Origin of the sequence: Methylotuvimicrobium buryatense 5G (assembly GCF_000341735.1) — a bacterium.
In the GTDB taxonomy this organism is placed as follows: Bacteria; Pseudomonadota; Gammaproteobacteria; order Methylococcales; family Methylomonadaceae; genus Methylotuvimicrobium; species Methylotuvimicrobium buryatense.
In genome coordinates, this window is sequence record NZ_KB455575.1 from 194,114 (window position 1) to 214,349 (window position 20,236).

The following is a 20,236-nucleotide window of genomic DNA, read 5'->3' on the forward strand; positions in this document are numbered from 1 at the left end:
AATGGCTAAAACGATAACTTTCACTGTACAACCCGGCGGTTCATTAAATGGGCAAGCAAGGGTCCCTGGCGACAAGTCGATTTCTCACCGTTCTATCATGCTCGGTTCGCTGGCCGATGGCGTCACGCATGTCAAAGGCTTTCTCGAAGCCGAAGACGCATTGGCGACGCTACAGGCATTCAGAGACATGGGGGTCGTTATCGAAGGGCCGAAAAATGGCGAATTGACGATTCATGGGGTCGGCAAACACGGTTTGAAGGCGCCGCAAAAACCATTGTATCTTGGCAACTCGGGCACATCGATGCGCTTACTCTCCGGGTTGTTGGCAGGGCAGGCTTTCGACTCGGTATTGACCGGCGACAAATCCTTGTCCGGCAGGCCGATGAAACGGGTTACCGATCCGTTGGCGCAAATGGGTGCGGTGATTGAAACGACGGAAAAGGGCACGGCGCCGCTGCATATCAAAGGGCAGGCCGGCAAACTTAAAGGCATCGATTATCAAATGCCAATGGCTAGCGCGCAAGTCAAATCGTGTTTGTTATTGGCTGGGATGTACGCAGAAGGGGCGACCCGCGTTACCGAGCCGGCGCCGACACGCGATCATACCGAGCGGATGCTGAGCGGTTTTTCGTATCCGGTCGAAAAAGATGGGGCCAGGGTGACGATTACTGCCGAAGGTAGACTCACGGCGTCCGATATCGATGTGCCCAGCGATATTTCTTCAGCGGCGTTTTTTTTGGTCGGAGCATCCATTGCGCCAGGTTCCGATATCGTGCTGAATCATGTGGGTATCAATCCTACTCGTACCGGTGTGATCGATATTCTGCGACTGATGGGTGCAAATATCGAAATATTGAACGAGCGTATCGTCGGTGGAGAACCGGTAGCCGATCTGCATGTTAAATCGGCACCATTGAAAGGCATCGATATTCCTGAGGAATTGGTTCCGCTGGCGATCGATGAATTTCCGGTATTGTTTGTTGCTGCGGCTTGCGCCGAAGGACAAACCCGTTTGACCGGCGCCGAAGAACTCAGGGTCAAGGAATCCGACCGGATTCAAGTCATGGCCGATGGCTTAAAAATTTTGGGAGTCGATGCTCAGCCGACGCCGGACGGCATGATCATCCAAGGCGGAAAAATCGGTTCGGGTTCGGTCGAGTCGCATGGCGACCATCGTATCGCGATGGCTTTTTCAATTGCCGGGCTCAGAGCCGACGGAAAAATCGTCATCAACGATTGCGAAAACGTCAATACATCCTTTCCGGAGTTCATAGAGATCGCTCCGGCCCTGGGTTTAAAACTGCAGTCCGAGCAAGGCTAATGTCGGTTCCGGTATTGACAATCGACGGTCCGTCCGGCGCCGGTAAAGGCACGGTCAGTCGGGCAATTGCGAGAAAATTGGGTTGGCACTATTTGGACAGCGGTTCGATCTATCGTTCGTTGGCCATTGCCGCCATTGCCGCAGGAGCCGACTTGAGCGACGAGGCGGTTGTTGCGGAAGTTGCCAAAGCGATGGTATTGGAGTTCGAATCCGCCGACGAATTGACCGTTAAGCTTGATGGTAAGGATATAACCGGTCAATTGGGTCTTGAAAGTACAGGCAATGCAGCTTCGGTGGTCGCCGCGTTGCCTGAAGTTAGAAAGGTTCTACTGCAAAAACAAAAGGATTTTAAAAAGCCGCCCGGTTTGGTTGCAGACGGTCGGGACATGGGTACCGTCGTATTTCCTGATGCTCAAAATAAGGTGTTTTTAACGGCAAGTGCTGAAGAAAGAGCGATGCGCCGATATAAACAGTTGAAAGAAAAAGGAATTGATGCTAACCTTTCGCTCATTACTCAAGAGATTGAAGAGCGGGATCGCCGCGATCAACAGCGCAAAGCCGCGCCGTTGATGCAGGCTAATGATGCTGTTTTTATCGATTCTTCCGATATGTCCATCGAGACGGTCATTGAGCAGATAGTAAATTTGATTCGCTGAGTAGTATTTACATACGCCGCAAGCAGTATTAAGCGGCTTTTTTTTTAACCTTGATAACTTATATGAAGCTTGTGCCTATTTACAACAAGCTTGGGAAAGAAGAACAATGAGCGAAAGCTTTGCTGAATTATTTGAAGAAAGTTTAGCCAAGACCGAAATGCGTCCTGGTGCAATGTTAATGGGTACCGTTGTCGATATCGAAAATGAATTCGTGATTGTCAGCACCCAAGCCAAATCAGAGGGTGTGATCCCGAAATGGCAGTTTTTGAATGCCGATGGTGATTTGGAAGTAGAAGTCGGCGATGAGATCGAAGTCGCTCTCGATTTATTTGAAGACGGCTTGGGAGCCACTCTTCTTTCCCGCGATAAAGCCAAGAAAAACAAAGCTTGGATCGAATTGGAACAGGCCTTCGAAAAAGAAGAAACCATTACCGGCCGTATTACCGGCAAGGTTCGCGGCGGCTTTACCGTTGCCGTGGGTGCGTTGAGAGCGTTCCTGCCCGGTTCATTGGTCGATGTTCGTCCTATCAGGGATACGACTTTCTTGGAAAACCGCGATCTGGAATTCAAGGTTATCAAAATCGATCAAAAACGTAACAATGTTGTATTGTCGCGTCGCGCTGTCGTAGAAAAAGAATACAGCGAAGAAAGAGAAGAACTGCTCAAATCCTTGCATGACGGCGCCGAAGTCACCGGTATCGTCAAAAACCTGACCGATTACGGCGCCTTTATTGACCTGGGCGGTATTGATGGCTTGTTGCATATCACCGATATGGCGTGGCGCCGAGTTCGTCATCCTTCCGAGTGTGTTGAAATAGGCCAGGAAGTTAAAGTCAAGGTCCTAAAATTCGATAAAGAGAAAAACCGCGTTTCGTTGGGCATGAAACAATTGGGTGAAGATCCATGGCAAAACATCGCTCGTCGTTACCCGGCCGGTACTCGCGTATTCGGTAAAGTCAATAACCTGACCGATTACGGCTGCTTTATCGAAATCGAAGAAGGCGTTGAAGGTTTGGTGCACGTTTCCGAAATGGATTGGACCAACAAAAACGTCAATCCTTCCAAAGTCGTGCAATTGGGCGATGAAGTCGAAGTCATGGTTTTGGAAATCGACGAAGAGCGTCGCCGCATTTCGTTGGGTATGAAGCAATGCCAAACCAATCCATGGGATGAATTTGCCGCGACTCATAACAAAGGCGACAAAATTTCCGGCAAAATCAAATCGATCACCGATTTCGGTGTTTTCATTGGACTGGATGGCGGTATTGACGGTTTGGTTCATATGTCCGATATTTCTTGGACCGACGATACTGAAGCTGCCGCGCGCGATTACAAGAAAGGCGACGAGGTAGAAACCGTTATTTTGGCAGTCGACGCGGAGCGTGAACGTATTTCGTTGGGTATTAAGCAACTTGAGCAAGACCCGTTCCAAAACTACCTAGCACTGCATGAAAAAGGCAGTCTCGTTAACGGAACGATTAAAGAAGTCGATGCGAAGGGCGCTGTCATCACATTAGCCGATAATGTTGAAGGTTACCTGCGTGCTTCCGAGATTCAACGCGACCGCGTTGAAGATGCTCGGACGTTACTGAAAGAAGGCGAGCAAATCGAAGCGAAGTTTATCGGTGTCGATAAAAAGAGCAAATCGATTTCCTTGTCGATTAAGGCAAAGGATCAGGATGAAGAGTCCGAAGCCCTCAAAGACTATACTCAACAGCCTGCGGGTACGCCTACCTTGGGCGATATCTTCAAGCAAATGGAAAAGTAAAGTCATGCAGACGGGTGCGCCATGGGGCGCACCCTTTTGATTTTATTCATTTTCGCAGGATAGAATGTGACAAAATCGGAATTAATAGAAGCACTCGCAAAACATCAGCCGCATCTAGCTTTAAAAGATGTCGAGTTGGCGGTCAAATGCATCATCGAACAGATGAGTCAGTCGTTGTCTTCCAATGAAAGAATAGAAATTAGGGGGTTTGGCAGCTTTTCGTTACGTGAACGCGAAGCTAGAATGGGGCGCAATCCTAAAACCGGTGAGTCGGTGGCCCTGCCCAAAAAATATGTACCGCACTTCAAGCCCGGTAAGGAGCTTAGAGATAGGGTTGATATGTCTCGCGAGCATTGCAAAATAACGGATTAATCGCCGTTTCGTCAAACTGCTTGGCATTGTTAAATATTCCTTTGCCAATCCAGTGTTTCATAAATTAGGCACTGACAGATATTCCCAATCAACGTAACAATTGGACAATAATGAAATTTCTCTCGATCGTTATTTTCATCAGTATTTTCATTGTTGCGTTGATCTTTTCCGTTCTAAATTTTCACACAGTTCAAATCCATTTTTATTTCTTTACTATTTCGATGCCGCTCACTTTGGCTTTAACGTTAGAGTTGCTGGCGGGTATTATCATTGGCGTATTGGTTTCCGGTATTAGTTCATTTAAATTGAAAAGCCAATATGCAAAATTAATGAAGAAAATCGAAAAAGGTCAATAGTCCTTAATCGGATAGCTAACCATGGAGTTCACATATTTCATGGGAAAATTCATATAAATCGTCAACCATCGGCGACCTCAAGTAGGACGAATCGGTTCTACTACATCAATCAAGCGAAGCATTGTTACTCCCTTTATATACTCCTCGTAGATCAAAATTCGGCGCCGGGGTGCCCGTCAAAGGACGCCGTGAATACGTCCCTGTAGGCTCTATGCCAGCTCCATGCTGGCAAAGCCTTTGCCGAGCACCCCGGTGCCTCCTTAGACACTGCCGAAATTTGAAGTGCGAAAGGTATAATCAATCAAGCGAAGCGTTGTTATGTTGAGCTTTCTCATGCACGAATAATCAAGGCAAGAGACGCGTACTGCGCTCGACCCGCCAATATCAAACAAGTTCGGAAAACCATGTTTTGACCTTAAGTCTAGTTATGATATAGTCATTTAATGAGAATCATTATTACTTATTATATTGTTTTGGGTATCCAAGACTAAGAGGCTAAGCGAATGAACTTAAGTTTAAAGAACCTCATCGTTGGCGATTGCGGCCGCATAACCGGATTCGATAAATCTGCAAAGGCCTACCGAAAACGCTTGTTGGCGATGGGCTTAACGCCCGGCACACAGTTTTGTGTCACTCGCTTTGCTCCAATGGGGGACCCGGTCGAGATAAAGCTGCGTGGTTTTTCATTGACATTACGCAAGGATGAAGCATCTGTCTTATTGATCGAGAAAATTTAATGGCAATCGATTTTACGATAGGCGTCGTCGGTAATCCGAATTGCGGTAAAACGACGCTGTTCAATATTTTGACAGGCTCTAAACAGCATGTAGGCAATTGGCCGGGTGTGACCGTCGAAAAGAAAACCGGCGAATATCGATTCGATCATAAAATCGTCCGTGTGGTCGATTTGCCCGGTACCTACTCCCTGGAAGCGGCCGATGACGATGTTTCTCTCGATGAGAAAGTAGCCAGAGACTATGTAGCGGCTAGGGAAGCGGATTTGATCATTAATATCGTCGATGCGTCAAATATCGAACGTAATCTATATTTGAGTTCCCAGCTTCTGGAAATGCGGGTGCCGATGATGATCGCGCTGAACATGATCGATGCCGCTCGTCTAAAAGGCGTGGCGATCGATGTCGATGAACTGTCCAATCTATTGGGTTGCCCGGTTGTGCCAATCAGTGCATCGACCGGAGAAGGGATAGGGCATTTAAAAGAAGTCATCAATCGTGCCGCGCAGGATAAGCCCGTTCCGAGTCTCGATATTCCTTATGCGCCGACTTTGGAACAAGCTATCGGCAAATTGTCGCCATTATTGCAGCCGCTGGCCGAACAGCACCATTGCGACCTGCGTTGGTTGACCGTTCGTTTGCTCGAAGACGACACTTTGGCCAAACAAATTGCCGGCCATGAACTCAAAGGGACTGTTGCGGCGCTGCAACGACAAATTGAAACCGAAGCTGATGACGAAATCGATATTCTAGCCGCCGACGCCCGCTATGGATTCGTCAATTCATTGACTCAGCGTTGCGTGATCCATACTCAACAATTAAATCGGCATACCACCGAGCGAATTGATGCCTTGGTGTTGAATCGCTTTTTAGGCATACCGATTTTTTTGCTGGTGATGTATTTGATGTTCATGTTCACGATTAATATCGGCAGCGCTTTCATAGATTTTTTTGAACAAGTGACCGGAGCTTTTTTTGTCGATGGTTTAGCGTTTGTATTAAATCAACTGAATTGGCCGGAGTGGTTAGTGGTTTTAATCGCTCAAGGCGCGGGCGGCGGCGTTCAGGTTGTCGCGACATTTATTCCTATTGTCGGGTTTCTTTTTATGGTGTTATCCGCTTTGGAGGATTCCGGCTACATGGCGCGTGCCGCTTTCGTGATGGACCGTTTTATGCGCATGATGGGTTTGCCGGGAAAATCTTTCGTGCCGATGATCGTCGGTTTCGGTTGTAACGTACCTGCAATCATGGCGACCAGAACGCTGGAAAATCAACGTGATCGTATTCTAACCAATATGATGAACCCGTTCATGTCCTGCGGTGCTCGGTTGCCGGTTTATGCTTTGTTCGCGGCGGCTTTTTTCCCGGTCGGCGGACAAAATTTAGTGTTCGGATTGTATTTGATCGGCATTGCGGTGGCGGTTTTTACCGGCCTGATTATGCGCCATACCTTATTCAAGGGCGAGGCCACGCCATTTATCATGGAACTGCCGGCTTATCATATTCCGCGCCTGCGGAGTGTTTTACTTAGAACTTGGGATCGACTCAAAACTTTCATTTTCAATGCCGGTAAGGTGATCGTGCCGATGGTATTGGTTTTGAACTTTCTCAATGCGATGGGTACGGACGGTAGTTTCGGTCGTGAAAACAGCGATCAATCGGTACTAAGCGAAATAGGCCGTGGCTTGACGCCGGTATTCAAACCTATGGGCATAGAGAGCGACAATTGGCCGGCCACGGTCGGTATTTTTACCGGCGTGTTGGCTAAAGAGGCCGTAGTCGGTACTTTGAATGCTCTTTACAGCCAAATGGCGTTCGATGAGGCTGAGGCTGACGATGAAGGTTTCGATTTAGTCGCAGCCCTGAGTGAGGCGGTGAAGACGATTCCTGAAAACTTATTGGGTGTTGCCGGCAATCTGTTGGATCCATTGGGGCTCGACATTGAAACCGCAGTCAATGACCAAGACGTCGATGCAGGAACCTACGGGGCAATGCGAGTCAGTTTCGACGGTCAAGCCGGGGCTTTCGCCTATCTATTATTCATTTTATTGTATGCGCCTTGCGTTGCGGCGACGGCGGCGATCTATCGAGAAACTAATCTGGGCTGGACATTGTTTGTCGTCTTTTGGACGACCGGTATTGCCTATATGACCGCGACATTTTTCTATCAATTATCGACCTTTAGCGATCACCCGAGTTATTCGTTGACATGGTTGATTGGGCTAAGTCTTTTCTTTTTATTGGTGTTGTTAGTGTTGCGCTTATCCGGGAGAAATTCCAGCAACCCCGTACAACAGGAGAAAACCGGTGATACTGTCCGATCTTAGAGACTATATCAAGCAAAGGCATAAAGTGGCGATGGTCGATCTGGTCAATCATTTCGATATGGATGCCGATGCGATAAGAGGCATGTTGGGCAAGTGGATCAGTAAAGGAAAAATTAAATCGTCATCGCCGAATGGGTCATGCGGAACCAGTTGTTGTAAATGCGACCCGGCATTGACCGAATTTTATGAATGGGTTGATTAAAAAAGATAAAAGATGAAAGGTGAAAGATGAAAGGTGAATTCGCTGTTACCCAAGCTCCAGCTTGGGAAATCGGTATGCGAAGCTCTAGCTTCGCGAAGTAAGGAAGGTGGGCGCTATTTTTCACTTAAAACACGATCGGATTAAATTCATGTCGTTTGATAGCGTGTTTTTTCTCCAAATTTGAAATGACAGCCAAAAAACATCCGAACGAGGTTTAAAACTTAAATTTCGTCTAAAATGCTTAATATCTTTGAATTGATAGGAAGCACATAATGTCCGAGCAACCCTTAAATAGTATTCTGATCGGCTATCTTTCCGAAGTGCGCGGCGATGGCATGGAGGCCAGAATAGCGGAACAGCATTCTTCCGATTTGCCGATTATTCGAATCGGTAATGAAGAAATCCTTGCCGGTCATATTGGTTCGTATGTCGTTATAAGGCAAGGAACAATTGGCGTTCTGGCTTTGGTTTTTAAAATGTGGGAGCGCGATCGTTTCGATTCGGTCGGGATACGCAAGGCGGATCGGTTTATTTCGTTGATTCCGGTCGGGGAAATCCAGGAAAACGGCACATTTGTTCGCGGCGTTAGACATTATCCGACGCCCGGTGCAAAAGTTTACGCTGTCGGCTTAAGCGAAATTAACGCTATTTTTTCTGCCTTTAGAGATTACGAATTTTTTATCGGCCAGTTAGCGTCGCATAAGGAATATCATCTCAGTCTCGATCCTCGCGCTTTATTCGGACGGCATTTTGCGATCATCGGGCAATCCGGTTCGGGTAAGTCCTGGACAGTCACGAGTTTGATTCAGCATACCATCAAGGCCATGCCGAAGGCTCATTTGATCATGTTGGATCTCCATGGCGAATATTGTTGGAAGGACGATAATGGCGCGATTCAATCGGCATTTCCTAGCGACATAGTCAACTATGTCGATGCGATGGACATGGAGATGCCTTATTGGATGATGAGCTATGCGGAATTGGTCGATCTCTTTATCGATCGCAACGATAGCGGCGCTTCGATGCAGATGGCATTCATGCGTGAAATCTTGCAACAACTCAAGCGGAAGGAAGCAAAGGAAATCGGTTTAGGCGTGGTTTCGATCGATACGCCGATTTATTTTTCCCTAGCCGAATTGTATATGCAGTTCAAGAACGCCAATGAAGAGCGTAAGGATTTCGGTAAAAGCAAAGGCGCCTTATTTGGTCAATTCGACGAATTTTTAGTCAGAATGCAAAGCCGATTCAATGATGTGCGTTACGATTTTTTATTAAAGCCGAAAAAACGTAACACTTCCGCCGGTATGGCCGATTTACTTCGGCAGTTCATCGGATTGGGCGATAACAAGGCCAATATTACCGTTGTCGACTTAAGTTCGGTGCCGACCGATGTTCGGCCGGCCGTTTCCGCACAAGTGGGCCGGTTGGCCTATGAATTCAATTATTGGAATCCGAAACGCAGGGAATTTCCGATCACGCTGATTTGCGAGGAAGCTCATGCTTATATCCCGCGTGAAAAAGGCGGTCAATTCGAAGGTACGAAAAAGATGATGGAGCGTATCGCAAAGGAAGGTCGAAAATACGGCGTTTCGATCGGTGTAATTAGCCAACGGCCGACCGAATTATCGGAAACGATGTTAGCCCAATGCAGTTCGTTTTTTTGCCTGAGAACTACCAACCCCGAGGATCAAGCTTATATACGCGGATTGGTTCCGGAAGCCGAAGGCGACTTGACCGATATTTTAACCTCGCTCGGAAGAGGTGAGGCGTTAGTGCTGGGTGAGGCTGCGCCGTTGCCGACGCGCGTGCAGATCTATCGCCCTAATCCCGAGCCGAAAAGTAATGACGTGGATTATTATACGGGTTGGCGTGAAGGCCCTGACGATTTGGATGTGGATCAAATTGTGCAGTTATGGCGCACTCAAACCCGAAAATAATGTCTTCTTTTACTCTCTAGGTGAATTTTGGTCCACACCTGCGTTTAACCTAAAAAATGCAGTTGAGAGCCTCAAACTACCGTTCGCGCTGAGCCCTTCGGCTGCGCTCAGGAGAGCCTCTCGTCGAAGGATGGGCGGTAGTTTGAGGCTTCACCTGGCCGGTGAAAGTGTTGTAGACCGTTCATGCTTCGACTTGGCTCAGCACGAACGGTCTACAACACATGCCAACTGTTCTTTTCAGGTTTAAACGGCGATATCGATAGTGGTGCCAAACTTAGGGTCGGCGTTTTCCTGCGTTTGTTTGAGAAGTTCAATTCTGGCATCGCTTGCCATTCTGGCGGCGTTGGCTGCCACACTAAAATCTTGAGAGGATGGTTGCGCCGGAGCAAGTGCCGCCCTGCGAATAGATTCGGCTTTTCTCAGCGTTGCCTCCGGATCGCCGGGGACCGGCGATGTGTCGATTTGGACTTCGCCGCCAATAGCGTAGCGGTTTCCGTCGGGTCCGGTTTGATAGGAAAAGCTTGCGCCGCTGACGGCAATGCCCGCGGCGGCATTCACATGCGCTTGCTCATGAGCTCTAACTTCGGCGTCTCGGGCCTTTAATGCCTCGATTTGACGCTGTTCCTCGATAGAAAATTGCGCATCATCCGCAAGGCTTGTGTCTCGTCCTTGGATTTGAGTGTCGTTTTCGGAAGCGTTAGGATTTTGTTCGGCAGCTACCGTATTTCGAAAATTAAATCCTACAAAAGCGGGTTGAATGTTGGTTAATTCCGGCAGCATAATCTCACCTTTTGCCAATGTTTCATTTGTTAGCCTGCACTGTTCGATAGGGTTTAAAATTTCCGCTTAGGAATATGCACAAAATAACTTATACAAGTAGTAGGCTTTGTGGCGGTTTGGTGACTCGTTTGACAGGACGCCGTGAATACATCCATGTAGGCTTGGCGGCGGAATCTGATTGCCATGGATGGCATGAATGCAGATTTTGCAGGAGCAAAAATCTGCCCTGCCGCCGACACCTGTCAATCGAGCCACCAACCCCCCTTCCAAAACTATTTCATGCTCGTTCCTTAGGAATATGCACAAAATAAGTTCTTCAAGCAATACCCTTTGATGCGTTCGGTGACTCGCTTAACAGGACGCCGTAAATACGTCCCTGTAGCCTCTATGCCAGTTCCATGCTGGCAAAGCCTTTGTCGAACGCCCCGACGCATCCTCTGCCATTGCCGAAATTTGAATTGCGAAAGGTATACAACCGTATTTTAAGGTTGATTGGCTCTGAAAATTCCATGAAAGGTGCCTGAAAGGAATCGGCATTACAATGCCTCACGACTTAAACGGAATGTGCCGTATTAGGTTTTAGTTTAATTTTTAAACTCTGTTCATCTTTATTTTTAAGGAGTCAACAAGCATGGCAAAAATCAGTAATTTACGCGTAGGCGAATCATTGGTAGGCGACGGCAACGAAGTCGCGCACATCGATCTGATTATCGGCCCACGCGGTTCGGCTGCCGAAACCGCTTTCGCAAATTGCCTGACCAACAACAAAGACGGTTTCTCCAGCTTGCTGGCTGTTGTTGCCCCTAACTTGATGGTAAAACCCTCGACCGTGATGTTCAATAAAGTCACGATCAAAGGTTCCAAGCAAGCCGTACAAATGTTCGGACCCGCTCAGCGTGGTGTGGCGATGGCGGTTGCCGATTCGGTCGAAAACGGCACTATTCCTGCCGACGAAGCCGACAATCTGTTTATTTCGGTAGGTGTTTTCATCCACTGGATGGCTGAAGACGACGCCAAAATTCAACAATACAACTACGAAGCGACCAAAGAAGCTATCGAGCGTGCCGTTGCCGGTTCTCCAACAGCTCAGGAAGTTGTCACCGGAAAAGCGACTGCGACGCATCCATTTGCGGCAAATTAAGGAAAAAGTTGACCGTTTCCGGCCGGGATGGCCGGACAAATCGGCAGGATAGCCGGTTTGCATTGACTCGAAGGATAATGTGAAGGAGCCACATAGTAAGATTCGATGCCATGGATGGCTCCCCCTCTCTTAATCCACTGCCATTAAGTTAATCCGTCGCAGAATAAGTAATGCAAGCATTCGAGCTCGAATGTGCTTCAAGAGGCTGCCATCCATGGCGGAATGACGGAGTCTCCTTAACTAAATTGCAGTATTCTCACAATCTAAACGATAAAAGACGAGATCTGTCCGGTATTCGGTTAAGTTTTAGTGTTTCGGTAATGTAATCCCGCCTTCCTCGACGATTAGCGCTTTTTTCAGCATGTCGCTAGCCGACGGGTATTTTTCGTAAATGTCGCCGATCGTTTTGTAATAAGCAATCGTATCGAATGGCTGCTTGGCCTGCCGTTTGGTGATGTCAGCCAGTATGGCGCCGAATTCCGGCGTTGTGGTCACGACGCGCAAGCCTTTGACGATACTCGTGGCCGAATCGACCAATACGAGATTGAACGGCAGATAGCCGGGGCCGGTTGCGACAGTTTCATCGCCGGCTAAATGAATCGTGAAGGCTAAGTCCGACCATTCCAAAAAATTATCGATCTTAAACAAAAAAAACAGCGCATCGTTTTCGGTAAACAGTCCGAACGAACACGAGCCATTCAAAAAGGAATCGATTTGCTGTTTATTCAGCGAAAAATTAAAAGTTAGCATCGGTGTGCCGTTGACCAGAATCACGCTCATGCCTTCGTCGGGCAGATTGTGCTCGAATCGTTCGCCGACCGTTAATTTCATAATATCCGACATATCAGTATTTCCGCGAATGCGTGTAGAGGTTATTGAATAGGCGGATTGCAACTAAAATCAGCGCTTGCGTGATTTGTGTGGCAGGCACCCGGCTTGGATTTTCCGAGGCATAATCATCGACCGCTGCGTTCATAAATGCAATGAGTCCGGATTGCGGGGTTTCATCGTGTGTTCTTGAAATCATCCTTTCTTGCAACGAGTTCCGGATTTTATCGTCCATGTCTTGATTTTTCTTCACGGCTTGCAATTCGGTATCGAGTAGCATCGCTTGTTTTTGAAGCCAATCGATATCAAGTTCGTTTTGTGCGGGCAGAGGGCCGAAGGCTTTTTGAAATACGCAGAGCAAGTCGAAGCACAAATCCATGAACAAATGCGCCATGTCTTGGTTTTGCTCGGCAATGATGCCGGGAAAAATACCGAACAGCATCTGCGCGAGCATCGTCTGGTCGGATTGGAAGTTGGCTATGATTTTTCTGCCGGTTGTTTCGTCGATGCTTTTGGCGTATTCGAGGGCTTGATAAAGCTCTCGGTCTGTGAGTGCTTGCATGATTTTTCCGATAATGAAGTCTGTTGTGGAATGATATCATTTGATGCGACGCAATAGAAAATACCGTCTCTATGTAGGAAAAAGGTTACACGTCGGACGGTGATGGCATTTACTCCCTTCATACTGAAAACCGTTCAAGCTCTAAAACGCTAAGCACTCAAACAGGGAATCGCTGCCATTAACGGGGCTTTTTACGAGTTTCCGGGAGCCGTGTCATAATTTTAAAGCTATGCGCAAATACGTTAAAATATTTACGAAAGGCACGAAAACAAGAGTCAAACACAATTGCCGTGCCTGGTAGTACACCGGCCTATGGTCTGTACAAAACTTAGTTTCGTAGGCGTCGATCGTTATTTCGAAAACTTCGTGATGCTCGGGGATAGCGATCGAAACTTACATCAAAAACTTTTCTTATCAAAATGGCGCGTCATGCAAGTCTTGCTTTATAACGAACTGAATCCGAAAACGATACCCGGCTTTACCAAGTTGAAAAACTATCTCGAAGCCGGCGATTTCAAGTCTGCCGACGTCAAAAAGGTCGGCGATAATTTGTTTCGCGCTCGTCTCAATCGTAGCGATCGGCTGCTGTTTTCGATTTATCGCCATCAAGGCCAAGCCTACGCGTTGATGTTGGAATTGATCAAGGGCCATGCCTATGAAGATTCGCGGTTTTTACGTCATGGAGCAACGGTCGACGAAGATAAAATTCCGGTGCTGAACGCCCCTGACGAAAACGTCGGGCAAGACTTGGTGTATCTGAATACGGGGCATCAGTGCTTTAATCTGCTCGATAAAATTATTTCCTTCGACGATAGCCAGCAATCGATTTATGCGCTGAATCCGCCGTTGATCGTGATCGGCTCGGCCGGTAGCGGCAAAACCGCATTGACGCTGGAAAAGATGAAGCAGGCGGTCGGCGATGTCCTTTATGTTACGCAATCGGCCTATTTGGTCAAAAATTCCCGCGATCTTTATTACTCGCATCATTACCGGAATGATGATCAACAGGTCGATTTTCTGTCGTTTCAGGAATTTCTCGAAAGCATCAAGGTGCCGGAAGGTAAGCCGGTTACGTTTCAACATTTCCAACAATGGTTCGGCCGTCATCGGCAAGGCGGCCAATTCAAAGATGCACACAAGCTGTTCGAGGAATTTCGCGGCGTCATCACGGGGCCTGCCACCGATAAAAGCTGGCTCAGCCGCGAGGATTATCTGGCGTTGGGGGTCAAGGAATCGATTTTTCTGGCCGAGGAGCGCGAAGCGGTTTACGGCATCTTCGAGAAATATCTGGAATTTTTACGCGAAAATCGGCTTTACGACAGCAATGTCGTCAGTCACGATTATCTGAAGATCAGCGAGCCGCGTTACGATTTTGTCGTCGTCGACGAAGTTCAGGACCTGACCAATATTCAGCTTTACCTGATCATGAAGTCGTTGCGGCAGACGCAGGATTTTATCTTGTGCGGCGATTCCAATCAGATCGTACATCCGAATTTCTTTTCCTGGTCCAAGGTTAAGACGCTGTTTTACAAACAAGAAGACTTGCAGGGTTCCGAAGACCTGATCCGGATTCTCAATACCAACTACCGCAATTCGCCGCAGGTTACCGACATCGCGAACCGGATTTTGAAGATCAAAAACCGCCGCTTCGGGTCGATCGACAAGGAAAGCCATTACTTGGTCGAAAGCAACGGACATACCCAGGGCGAAGTGCTGTTTTTACAAGATAACGACAAAATCAAACAGGAATTGGATAAAAAAACCAAGGCTTCGACGCTGTTCGCCGTGATCGTGATGACCGCCGAACAAAAACCGATGGCCCGCGAACACTTCAGCACGCCGCTGGTGTTCACGATTCAAGAAGCCAAAGGATTGGAATATGAAAATATCATTCTGTACAACTTTCTAAGCCTGGAAGAGGCGCGCTACCGCGAAATCAGCAAAGGCGTCAGTCAGGCCGATTTGGAATTAGATCTCAAATATGCGCGCGGTAAGGACAAAACCGACAAGTCGCTGGAAGTCTACAAATTCTATATCAACGCCTTGTATGTCGCGCTGACCCGGGCGATCAAGAATCTGTATTGGATAGAAAGTAACCCGAAACAGCCTTTGCTCGACTTGGTGGGGCTGCGCGATGCCAGGGATTCGTTGGAGTTAGCAAACCAAAATTCGAGTCTCGACGATTGGCGGCAAGAAGCGCATAAACTCGAATTGCAAGGCAAACAGGAGCAGGCGGATCGTATACGTAGCGAGATTCTGAAGCAAAAAACACCGAATTGGCAGGTCATTGCCGGTGAAAATCTGGAAAATCTGAAGCAACAAGCGCTCGTCGACAATAATAAGAAAGCCAAAATGGCACTTTTCGAATACGCCTTGGTTTATGAAGATCGTAACCTGATTAACCAATTGATCAAAAGCGATTTCAAGCCCGCGCAAAATCCCGTAAAGGGCCTGCAGATGCTGCAACAAAATCATTATATTGCCTACACCTTCAAGAAACCCGATGCGGTGTTGAAGCAGGTCGATTTGTACGGCCCCGATTTTCGCAATGTATTCAGCCAAACCCCGTTGATGGTTTCCGCATGGACGGGAAATGTCGAAGTGGTCAAGGCGCTGTGCGAATTGGGAGCCGATACCGAAAAAGTCGATGGTAACGGCCTGAATGCCTTTCAAATCGCTCTTGGTCAGAGCGAGCGCGACGAAGCCTATGCCAAAAAGAAATTGGCCGAGATTTACGAACAATTGGAGCCTTCCAGTATGAGCATTCAGGTTGACGGGCGCCTGATAAAGCTGGATCAGCACTTGATGGAATTTTTTCTGCTGAATTTAATGATCGCGCTGTTTTACCGGGTCATGCCTAAAAAAATGCATTATCGACTCGAGGGCTTCGCGACCCAGGATATACTTGATGCGATACAACACATCCCGAATATTATCTTGCCCGAAAGGCGAAAAAAAACGCGCTTATCTGAGCAGTATTTTGTCGAAGAATGAAATCAACCGGGATGACAAATACAATCGAAAACTGTTTTACCGGGTCAGGACCGGCTACTATATTTTCAATCCGAATCTGGCGCTGAAGGTCGAAGGCGAGTGGGTCAATGTTTATGATCTCTTGTTATTGGATCGGCTCGCTCCGGATTATGAACACCAACATAGCGGTTGGGGAATCAAACTGGACGAGATCAGAGCAAAGAATATGGAAAATTGTAAAAACCAGTTGAGGGCGTTGTTGGTGAATATGATGGGCGGTTAATAACATAGTTTGAATACTTGGAGCGCACTTGCTTGAATGCCGCTTCTTGAACATGTGCCCTGTATATTAACCTCTAAAGCTAAACCGATCTTTTCTGAATCCAATGTAATTACCGTGTTCCCAAACTCAGCGTCGCCGTGATGCCAGGCTCCTTCCTGACGGGGTTCAGTTCGGTCGCGAGTAGGAAGATCCGGTTTCCTGGGATACCGCCTTCGGCGATCAGGTAATTTTGTATTGCTCCGGCTCTGCGTACCGCCAAGTCGTTTAGTCGCTGTTGATCGGGTTCCAAGGTCGCCTCGAGTGTTTGCCGAGCGATTTCGTAAAAGTCGCCTTGTTCGGGGTTTTTTAATCTCGGTCTGCCGAAGAACGAATAGTCGGCCAGCATCGGAAATTTTTCGATGAAGAGTTGCGCAAGCAAACGCTGCTCCTCGTCTTCAGAGAGTGTGACATATTCCGCGCGGATTCTTCTACCTTCCGCTCTGAGTTCTTTCGCTCTCATCGATTTCAGTTGATCGTTCAGTGCTTCCGAGCGTAGTGCCGGCCAGTCCAGAGCCTCGAAGGCGGCGCCTCTGATTTCTAATCTGAGAGCCAGTCTGTCTTTCAGTGCCTTGGCCAGTGCGTCGAGCTTGGTTTGTTCGGCCTCCGCGATCCTGGTGCTACCCGGTTCGAAAGTGATTGTGCTTAAATCCTGTTCCGCGTCAAACATCGATGCGATGGCTCTGAACGGCGATGTGGCTATGTTTCTTATTAGGTTGCCGAGCGCTCTCATCACCAACGAGCCGACGCTGAATTCCGGATCGTCGAGACTTCCAGTGATGGGTAAGTCGATACTGATTTGTCCTTTGGAGTCTTTCAGCAATGCGATCGCTAAATTCAACGGTAGCGATACCGCATCGGGGTTTTCGACTCTCTCGCCGAGCGTGAATTGATCTATGAAAAGATTATTCTGTGCGTTGAGTTTGCCTTGGTCGATCGTGTATTTGAGATCCAGTGACATTTGGCCTCTTTCGATTTTATAACCGGCAAATTGAGCCATGTAGGGAGTGACCAGCGGCAACGGCATGTCCTTGAAGTTTAATTCGATCGCTGAATCACCGCTATCCATTTGATAATTGCCGGCAATGCTGACATCGGCCAAATTATAAACCTTGCCTTGCAGCGACAACTCGGCGGTAGCGCCGGGTTTGGATGAAATGCCGGACAAGACGCCGTCAAGATTATTCATTTGCGTGACGAAAGGTAGTATCAAAGAATAATCGGCGAAGTCGGACAAGCCTCTTCTGACCTCGATTCGGCCGACATGATAATGGATGGGTTTAGCGGGTTCGGCTTCGGTCTGTTCGGTTTCCGGAGTTTCGGTCGCTACGATAATATCGTTGAAGTTGGTCGTTCCGTCTTTTTTGATCAATACGCGAATGTAAGGCCGGTCGAAGCGGATGTCTTCAAAAATGAACTGATTAGCCGCTAGGTCAATCGAAATACTGCCGAGGTCAAGCTTGCGCCATTTGACGAAGTCCCTGCGTTGAGCTTGATCGCGAGTTAACAGCCTGTCTATATGAGCATCGCCTCGAAATTTCAAGTCCAGCTCGTCCTGTTCGTCGATGGCTAATAAAGCCTGACCCTGAGCGGAAAAATCGCCTTCTATGAGGTCCAAACGAACATGATTTTCCAAGTAGGGTTGGAAAGTTTTTAGCGCGATCGTGTCGACTTTAAGATCGAGATCGGCCGAGAGCGGGGCAGGGGCTAGTTGACCTTCGATGTCGATCGAGCCGGTTTCGTTGACCTTCGTGTGCAAACGCAGCGGTAATTTTTGATCGGTTTGATCCGTTAAGTGCTCGATGCCGATGGACAGACCGGACAAGGTGAGCGGAACAGGCGTTTTTTGAGTTTTGTCGGTAAACGCTATTCGATAGCCGTCGATAGTGAGCAAGTCGAGCGCGAATTGCCAGGGTTTGCTATCGGGTGTCGGTATCGGATCGGTTTGTTTGGTGTTCTCGTTACCGAATAGAGCTAGATAGTTAAATTGACCGTCCGGGTTGAGCCAGGCTTTCAGCTTCGCGTCTTTCGATGTCAACGACGCGATATGAATGCGCTGTTTAGCGGTATCGGCCTTGATACCGCTAGCTGTTATTGCCGGAATGTTGATGAGTTCGATATCTTGCCCGTCCGCCCCGAATTTGAGTTCGCTAAGATCTATTTTGCCTTTTTCGATTTGGACGGCCATGTCAGGAGCTATCGTTACATCGGCTGTAACCGTTAAAAGGCTCAACTCGGTTTCGAGTCTTTCGGTATGCGGCTTGAAGGCCATTTTCAGTTTGTTAAGATCGAATCGGCTTTGATCTATGTTCAGTTTGAGACCTTTTTCGGTGCTTTCGGCTGTATAGACAGCATCGAAAGTCATGTTGCGCGCCGATAATTCCGGGATGTTGGCAGACGGTTTGGACGGTTTCAGGTTAAACGTATCGATGAGCAGTTTGGCGCTATCGGTGCTGGCTTTTAGATCATCGCCGGACATTGTTAAGGCGTAGTTGGTTCCTAACTTGATGGATTTAACTGCAATTTCGGCCCTTTGGCCGGGGTTTGCGGCGATATTGAGGTTCAGATCATCGGCTTTGAGTTGATTGGGCGTTGCTGTTTTGATGGTCAAATCGTCACCGGTCTTTGTCAATGCAAAGTTGGCGCCTAAATTGATCGATTTGACGGCAATATCAGTCTTTTGGCTTGGGCGTGTGGTCATATTAAGAGTCAGATCATCGACGCGGAGTTGGTTGTCTGTTTCGGTTTTGACCATCAGTTCGCCGTTTGAGACCGTCATTAAGTAACCGGCTTCGAGCTTGATCGACTTGGTTGCAATGCCGGACGTTTGATCGGGCGCTGTCGCGATGTTGAATTTGAGATTGTCGACGTCAAGCACGATGGCTTTGATTTCGGCGGTTAAGCCGTCTTCAGCGGCAGTGAACGCATAGTCGGCAGAAAGATTCAGATCGCCATCATCGACTTTGATATCGCCGGCCTCATGTAAAAAAAGCTGTCCGATTCGCGACAAACCAACTTTTTCTACTTTAATCGAGCCTTGCGATTGCAGCGGCTTGAGTGAGATAGAGCCTTGCCAATCGAGCGTACTTTTCGAGTCAGAAACAAACGAAAATTGCAAAGGGGCAGGCGTGGGATCGACCGAATTCAATCCGGCGAGCGTCAGATAGATTGAGCCCAGAGTTTCTTTTTGCGGTTCGGCAAGTTGTAGATCCTCCCAAAGGACAGAGCCATCCAGAATGGCTAGGCCGCTTAGCCGGAATGCCGATATTTCGGCATCTTTTTCGATAGGTTGTTCTTCCGGGGCGGCTTCGATTAAATCGGCGAAATTGAAAACGCCTTCAGCGTCCTTGGCGATTCTGACGAACGGTTCGATCAAGGTGATTTTTTCGATGATAGGCTTAAAATGAGCGATCGAGTTAAACCCGGCGATATCGATATAAAGGTCTTTGAAGGCCGCGAACGATTGTCCATCGGTTTCTTTTAATTCGAAGCCCTGTATAGCCATTTCCAATGTGAATGGGTTGATCGCAAGTTTCTCTACGGCGGCTGTGCGCCCGGTTTCCTGGTTGATGATTTTAGGGAGTTGATTTTTCAGAACGGCCGGCAAGATCCAAAAGCCGGCGAGTGCATAAAATGCAAACAAGATCGAGAGGATTGCGGCGGGTTTGATCAGGTGTCGTAATCCATTTTGTATCCGTTCGGATAAATCAGCGGTATTCATTCGGCCTCCGCGTCGCCATGAAAAATTTAGTGGTTGTCGTTATTTTATACCCCAAATGAGGATTGAGGGGGATTAAAGGTTAAAGGTGAAAGGTGAAAGGTGAAAGGTGAAAGGTGAAAGGTGAAAGGTGAAAGGTGAAAGGTGAATGGTGAATGGTGAATGGTGAATGGTGAATGGTGAATGGTGAATGGTGAATGGTGAATGGTGAATGGTGAATGGTGAATGGTGAATGGTGAATA

Annotated in this window: 16 protein-coding genes; 12 read left to right on the forward strand and 4 right to left on the reverse strand. The window is 47.9% G+C overall.

The features are described from left to right. Position 1 precedes the first annotated feature (1 nt). The 9 genes from aroA (at position 2) to METBU_RS0100945 (ending at position 9,673) form a co-directional block, all read left to right on the forward strand. Complete coding sequence (gene aroA, locus METBU_RS0100905) at positions 2–1,321, forward strand: 3-phosphoshikimate 1-carboxyvinyltransferase (protein ID WP_026129956.1); 1,320 nt, start codon at positions 2–4, stop codon at positions 1,319–1,321. Beyond that, positions 1,321–1,977, forward strand: a complete 657-nt coding sequence (gene cmk, locus METBU_RS0100910; RefSeq protein ID WP_017838832.1) for a (d)CMP kinase — start codon at positions 1,321–1,323, stop codon at positions 1,975–1,977. The genes aroA and cmk overlap by 1 nt, the downstream gene beginning before the upstream one ends. Positions 1,978–2,083: 106 nt before the next feature. Further along, positions 2,084–3,745 carry a 30S ribosomal protein S1 gene (rpsA, locus tag METBU_RS0100915; protein WP_017838833.1) on the forward strand — a complete coding sequence of 554 codons (1,662 nt, stop codon included), beginning with the start codon at positions 2,084–2,086 and terminating at the stop codon, positions 3,743–3,745. A gap of 66 nt (positions 3,746–3,811) precedes the next feature. Then, positions 3,812–4,117, forward strand: a complete 306-nt coding sequence (locus METBU_RS0100920) for an integration host factor subunit beta (protein ID WP_017838834.1) — start codon at positions 3,812–3,814, stop codon at positions 4,115–4,117. Positions 4,118–4,227: 110 nt separating this feature from the next. Beyond that, complete coding sequence (locus tag METBU_RS0100925; RefSeq protein WP_017838835.1) at positions 4,228–4,473, forward strand: lipopolysaccharide assembly protein LapA domain-containing protein; 246 nt, start codon at positions 4,228–4,230, stop codon at positions 4,471–4,473. Between the two features lie 503 nt (positions 4,474–4,976). After that, positions 4,977–5,210 carry a FeoA family protein gene (locus tag METBU_RS0100930; RefSeq protein WP_014148944.1) on the forward strand — a complete coding sequence of 78 codons (234 nt, stop codon included), beginning with the start codon at positions 4,977–4,979 and terminating at the stop codon, positions 5,208–5,210. Beyond that, entirely contained in the window at positions 5,210–7,534 is a 2,325-nt protein-coding gene (feoB, locus tag METBU_RS0100935; RefSeq protein WP_017838836.1) for a Fe(2+) transporter permease subunit FeoB, read from the forward strand. Before METBU_RS0100930 ends, feoB begins: the two co-directional genes overlap by 1 nt. Then, positions 7,515–7,736: a FeoC-like transcriptional regulator gene (locus METBU_RS0100940; protein ID WP_017838837.1), complete on the forward strand. Its 222-nt coding sequence runs from the start codon at positions 7,515–7,517 to the stop codon at positions 7,734–7,736. Before feoB ends, METBU_RS0100940 begins: the two co-directional genes overlap by 20 nt. A 272-nt stretch (positions 7,737–8,008) precedes the next feature. Continuing rightward, on the forward strand, positions 8,009–9,673 hold the full coding sequence (locus METBU_RS0100945) for an ATP-binding protein (RefSeq protein WP_017838838.1): 1,665 nt from the start codon (positions 8,009–8,011) through the stop codon (positions 9,671–9,673). Between the two features lie 243 nt (positions 9,674–9,916). Here the strand turns inward: METBU_RS0100945 and METBU_RS0100950 are convergent, their stop codons facing one another. Next, complete coding sequence (locus METBU_RS0100950) at positions 9,917–10,453, reverse strand: putative metalloprotease CJM1_0395 family protein (RefSeq protein WP_017838839.1); 537 nt, start codon at positions 10,451–10,453, stop codon at positions 9,917–9,919. Between the two features lie 631 nt (positions 10,454–11,084). On the opposite strand from METBU_RS0100950, the gene fae reads away from it, so the two are divergent. Continuing rightward, entirely contained in the window at positions 11,085–11,594 is a 510-nt protein-coding gene (fae, locus tag METBU_RS0100960) for a formaldehyde-activating enzyme (RefSeq protein WP_017838841.1), read from the forward strand. A 306-nt stretch (positions 11,595–11,900) separates the two neighbouring features. On the opposite strand, the gene METBU_RS0100965 is transcribed toward fae, so the two are convergent. Both METBU_RS0100965 and METBU_RS0100970 read right to left on the reverse strand, forming a co-directional pair. Beyond that, positions 11,901–12,437, reverse strand: coding sequence for a hypothetical protein (locus METBU_RS0100965; RefSeq protein WP_017838842.1), 537 nt, complete (start codon positions 12,435–12,437; stop codon positions 11,901–11,903). Position 12,438: 1 nt separating this feature from the next. After that, positions 12,439–12,984 carry a hypothetical protein gene (locus METBU_RS0100970; protein ID WP_017838843.1) on the reverse strand — a complete coding sequence of 182 codons (546 nt, stop codon included), beginning with the start codon at positions 12,982–12,984 and terminating at the stop codon, positions 12,439–12,441. Between the two features lie 312 nt (positions 12,985–13,296). On the opposite strand from METBU_RS0100970, the gene METBU_RS23025 reads away from it, so the two are divergent. Continuing rightward, on the forward strand, positions 13,297–15,978 hold the full coding sequence (locus tag METBU_RS23025) for a UvrD-helicase domain-containing protein (RefSeq protein ID WP_201764840.1): 2,682 nt from the start codon (positions 13,297–13,299) through the stop codon (positions 15,976–15,978). Beyond that, the gene (locus tag METBU_RS28360; protein WP_201764841.1) at positions 15,965–16,240 is read left to right on the forward strand and encodes a hypothetical protein; all 276 of its coding nucleotides are present in this window, start codon (positions 15,965–15,967) and stop codon (positions 16,238–16,240) included. Before METBU_RS23025 ends, METBU_RS28360 begins: the two co-directional genes overlap by 14 nt. A gap of 109 nt (positions 16,241–16,349) precedes the next feature. Here METBU_RS28360 and METBU_RS25070 read toward each other — a convergent pair whose 3' ends face one another. Next, on the reverse strand, positions 16,350–19,997 hold the full coding sequence (locus tag METBU_RS25070; RefSeq protein ID WP_017838844.1) for a DUF748 domain-containing protein: 3,648 nt from the start codon (positions 19,995–19,997) through the stop codon (positions 16,350–16,352). Between the last annotated feature and the right edge of the window lie 239 nt (positions 19,998–20,236).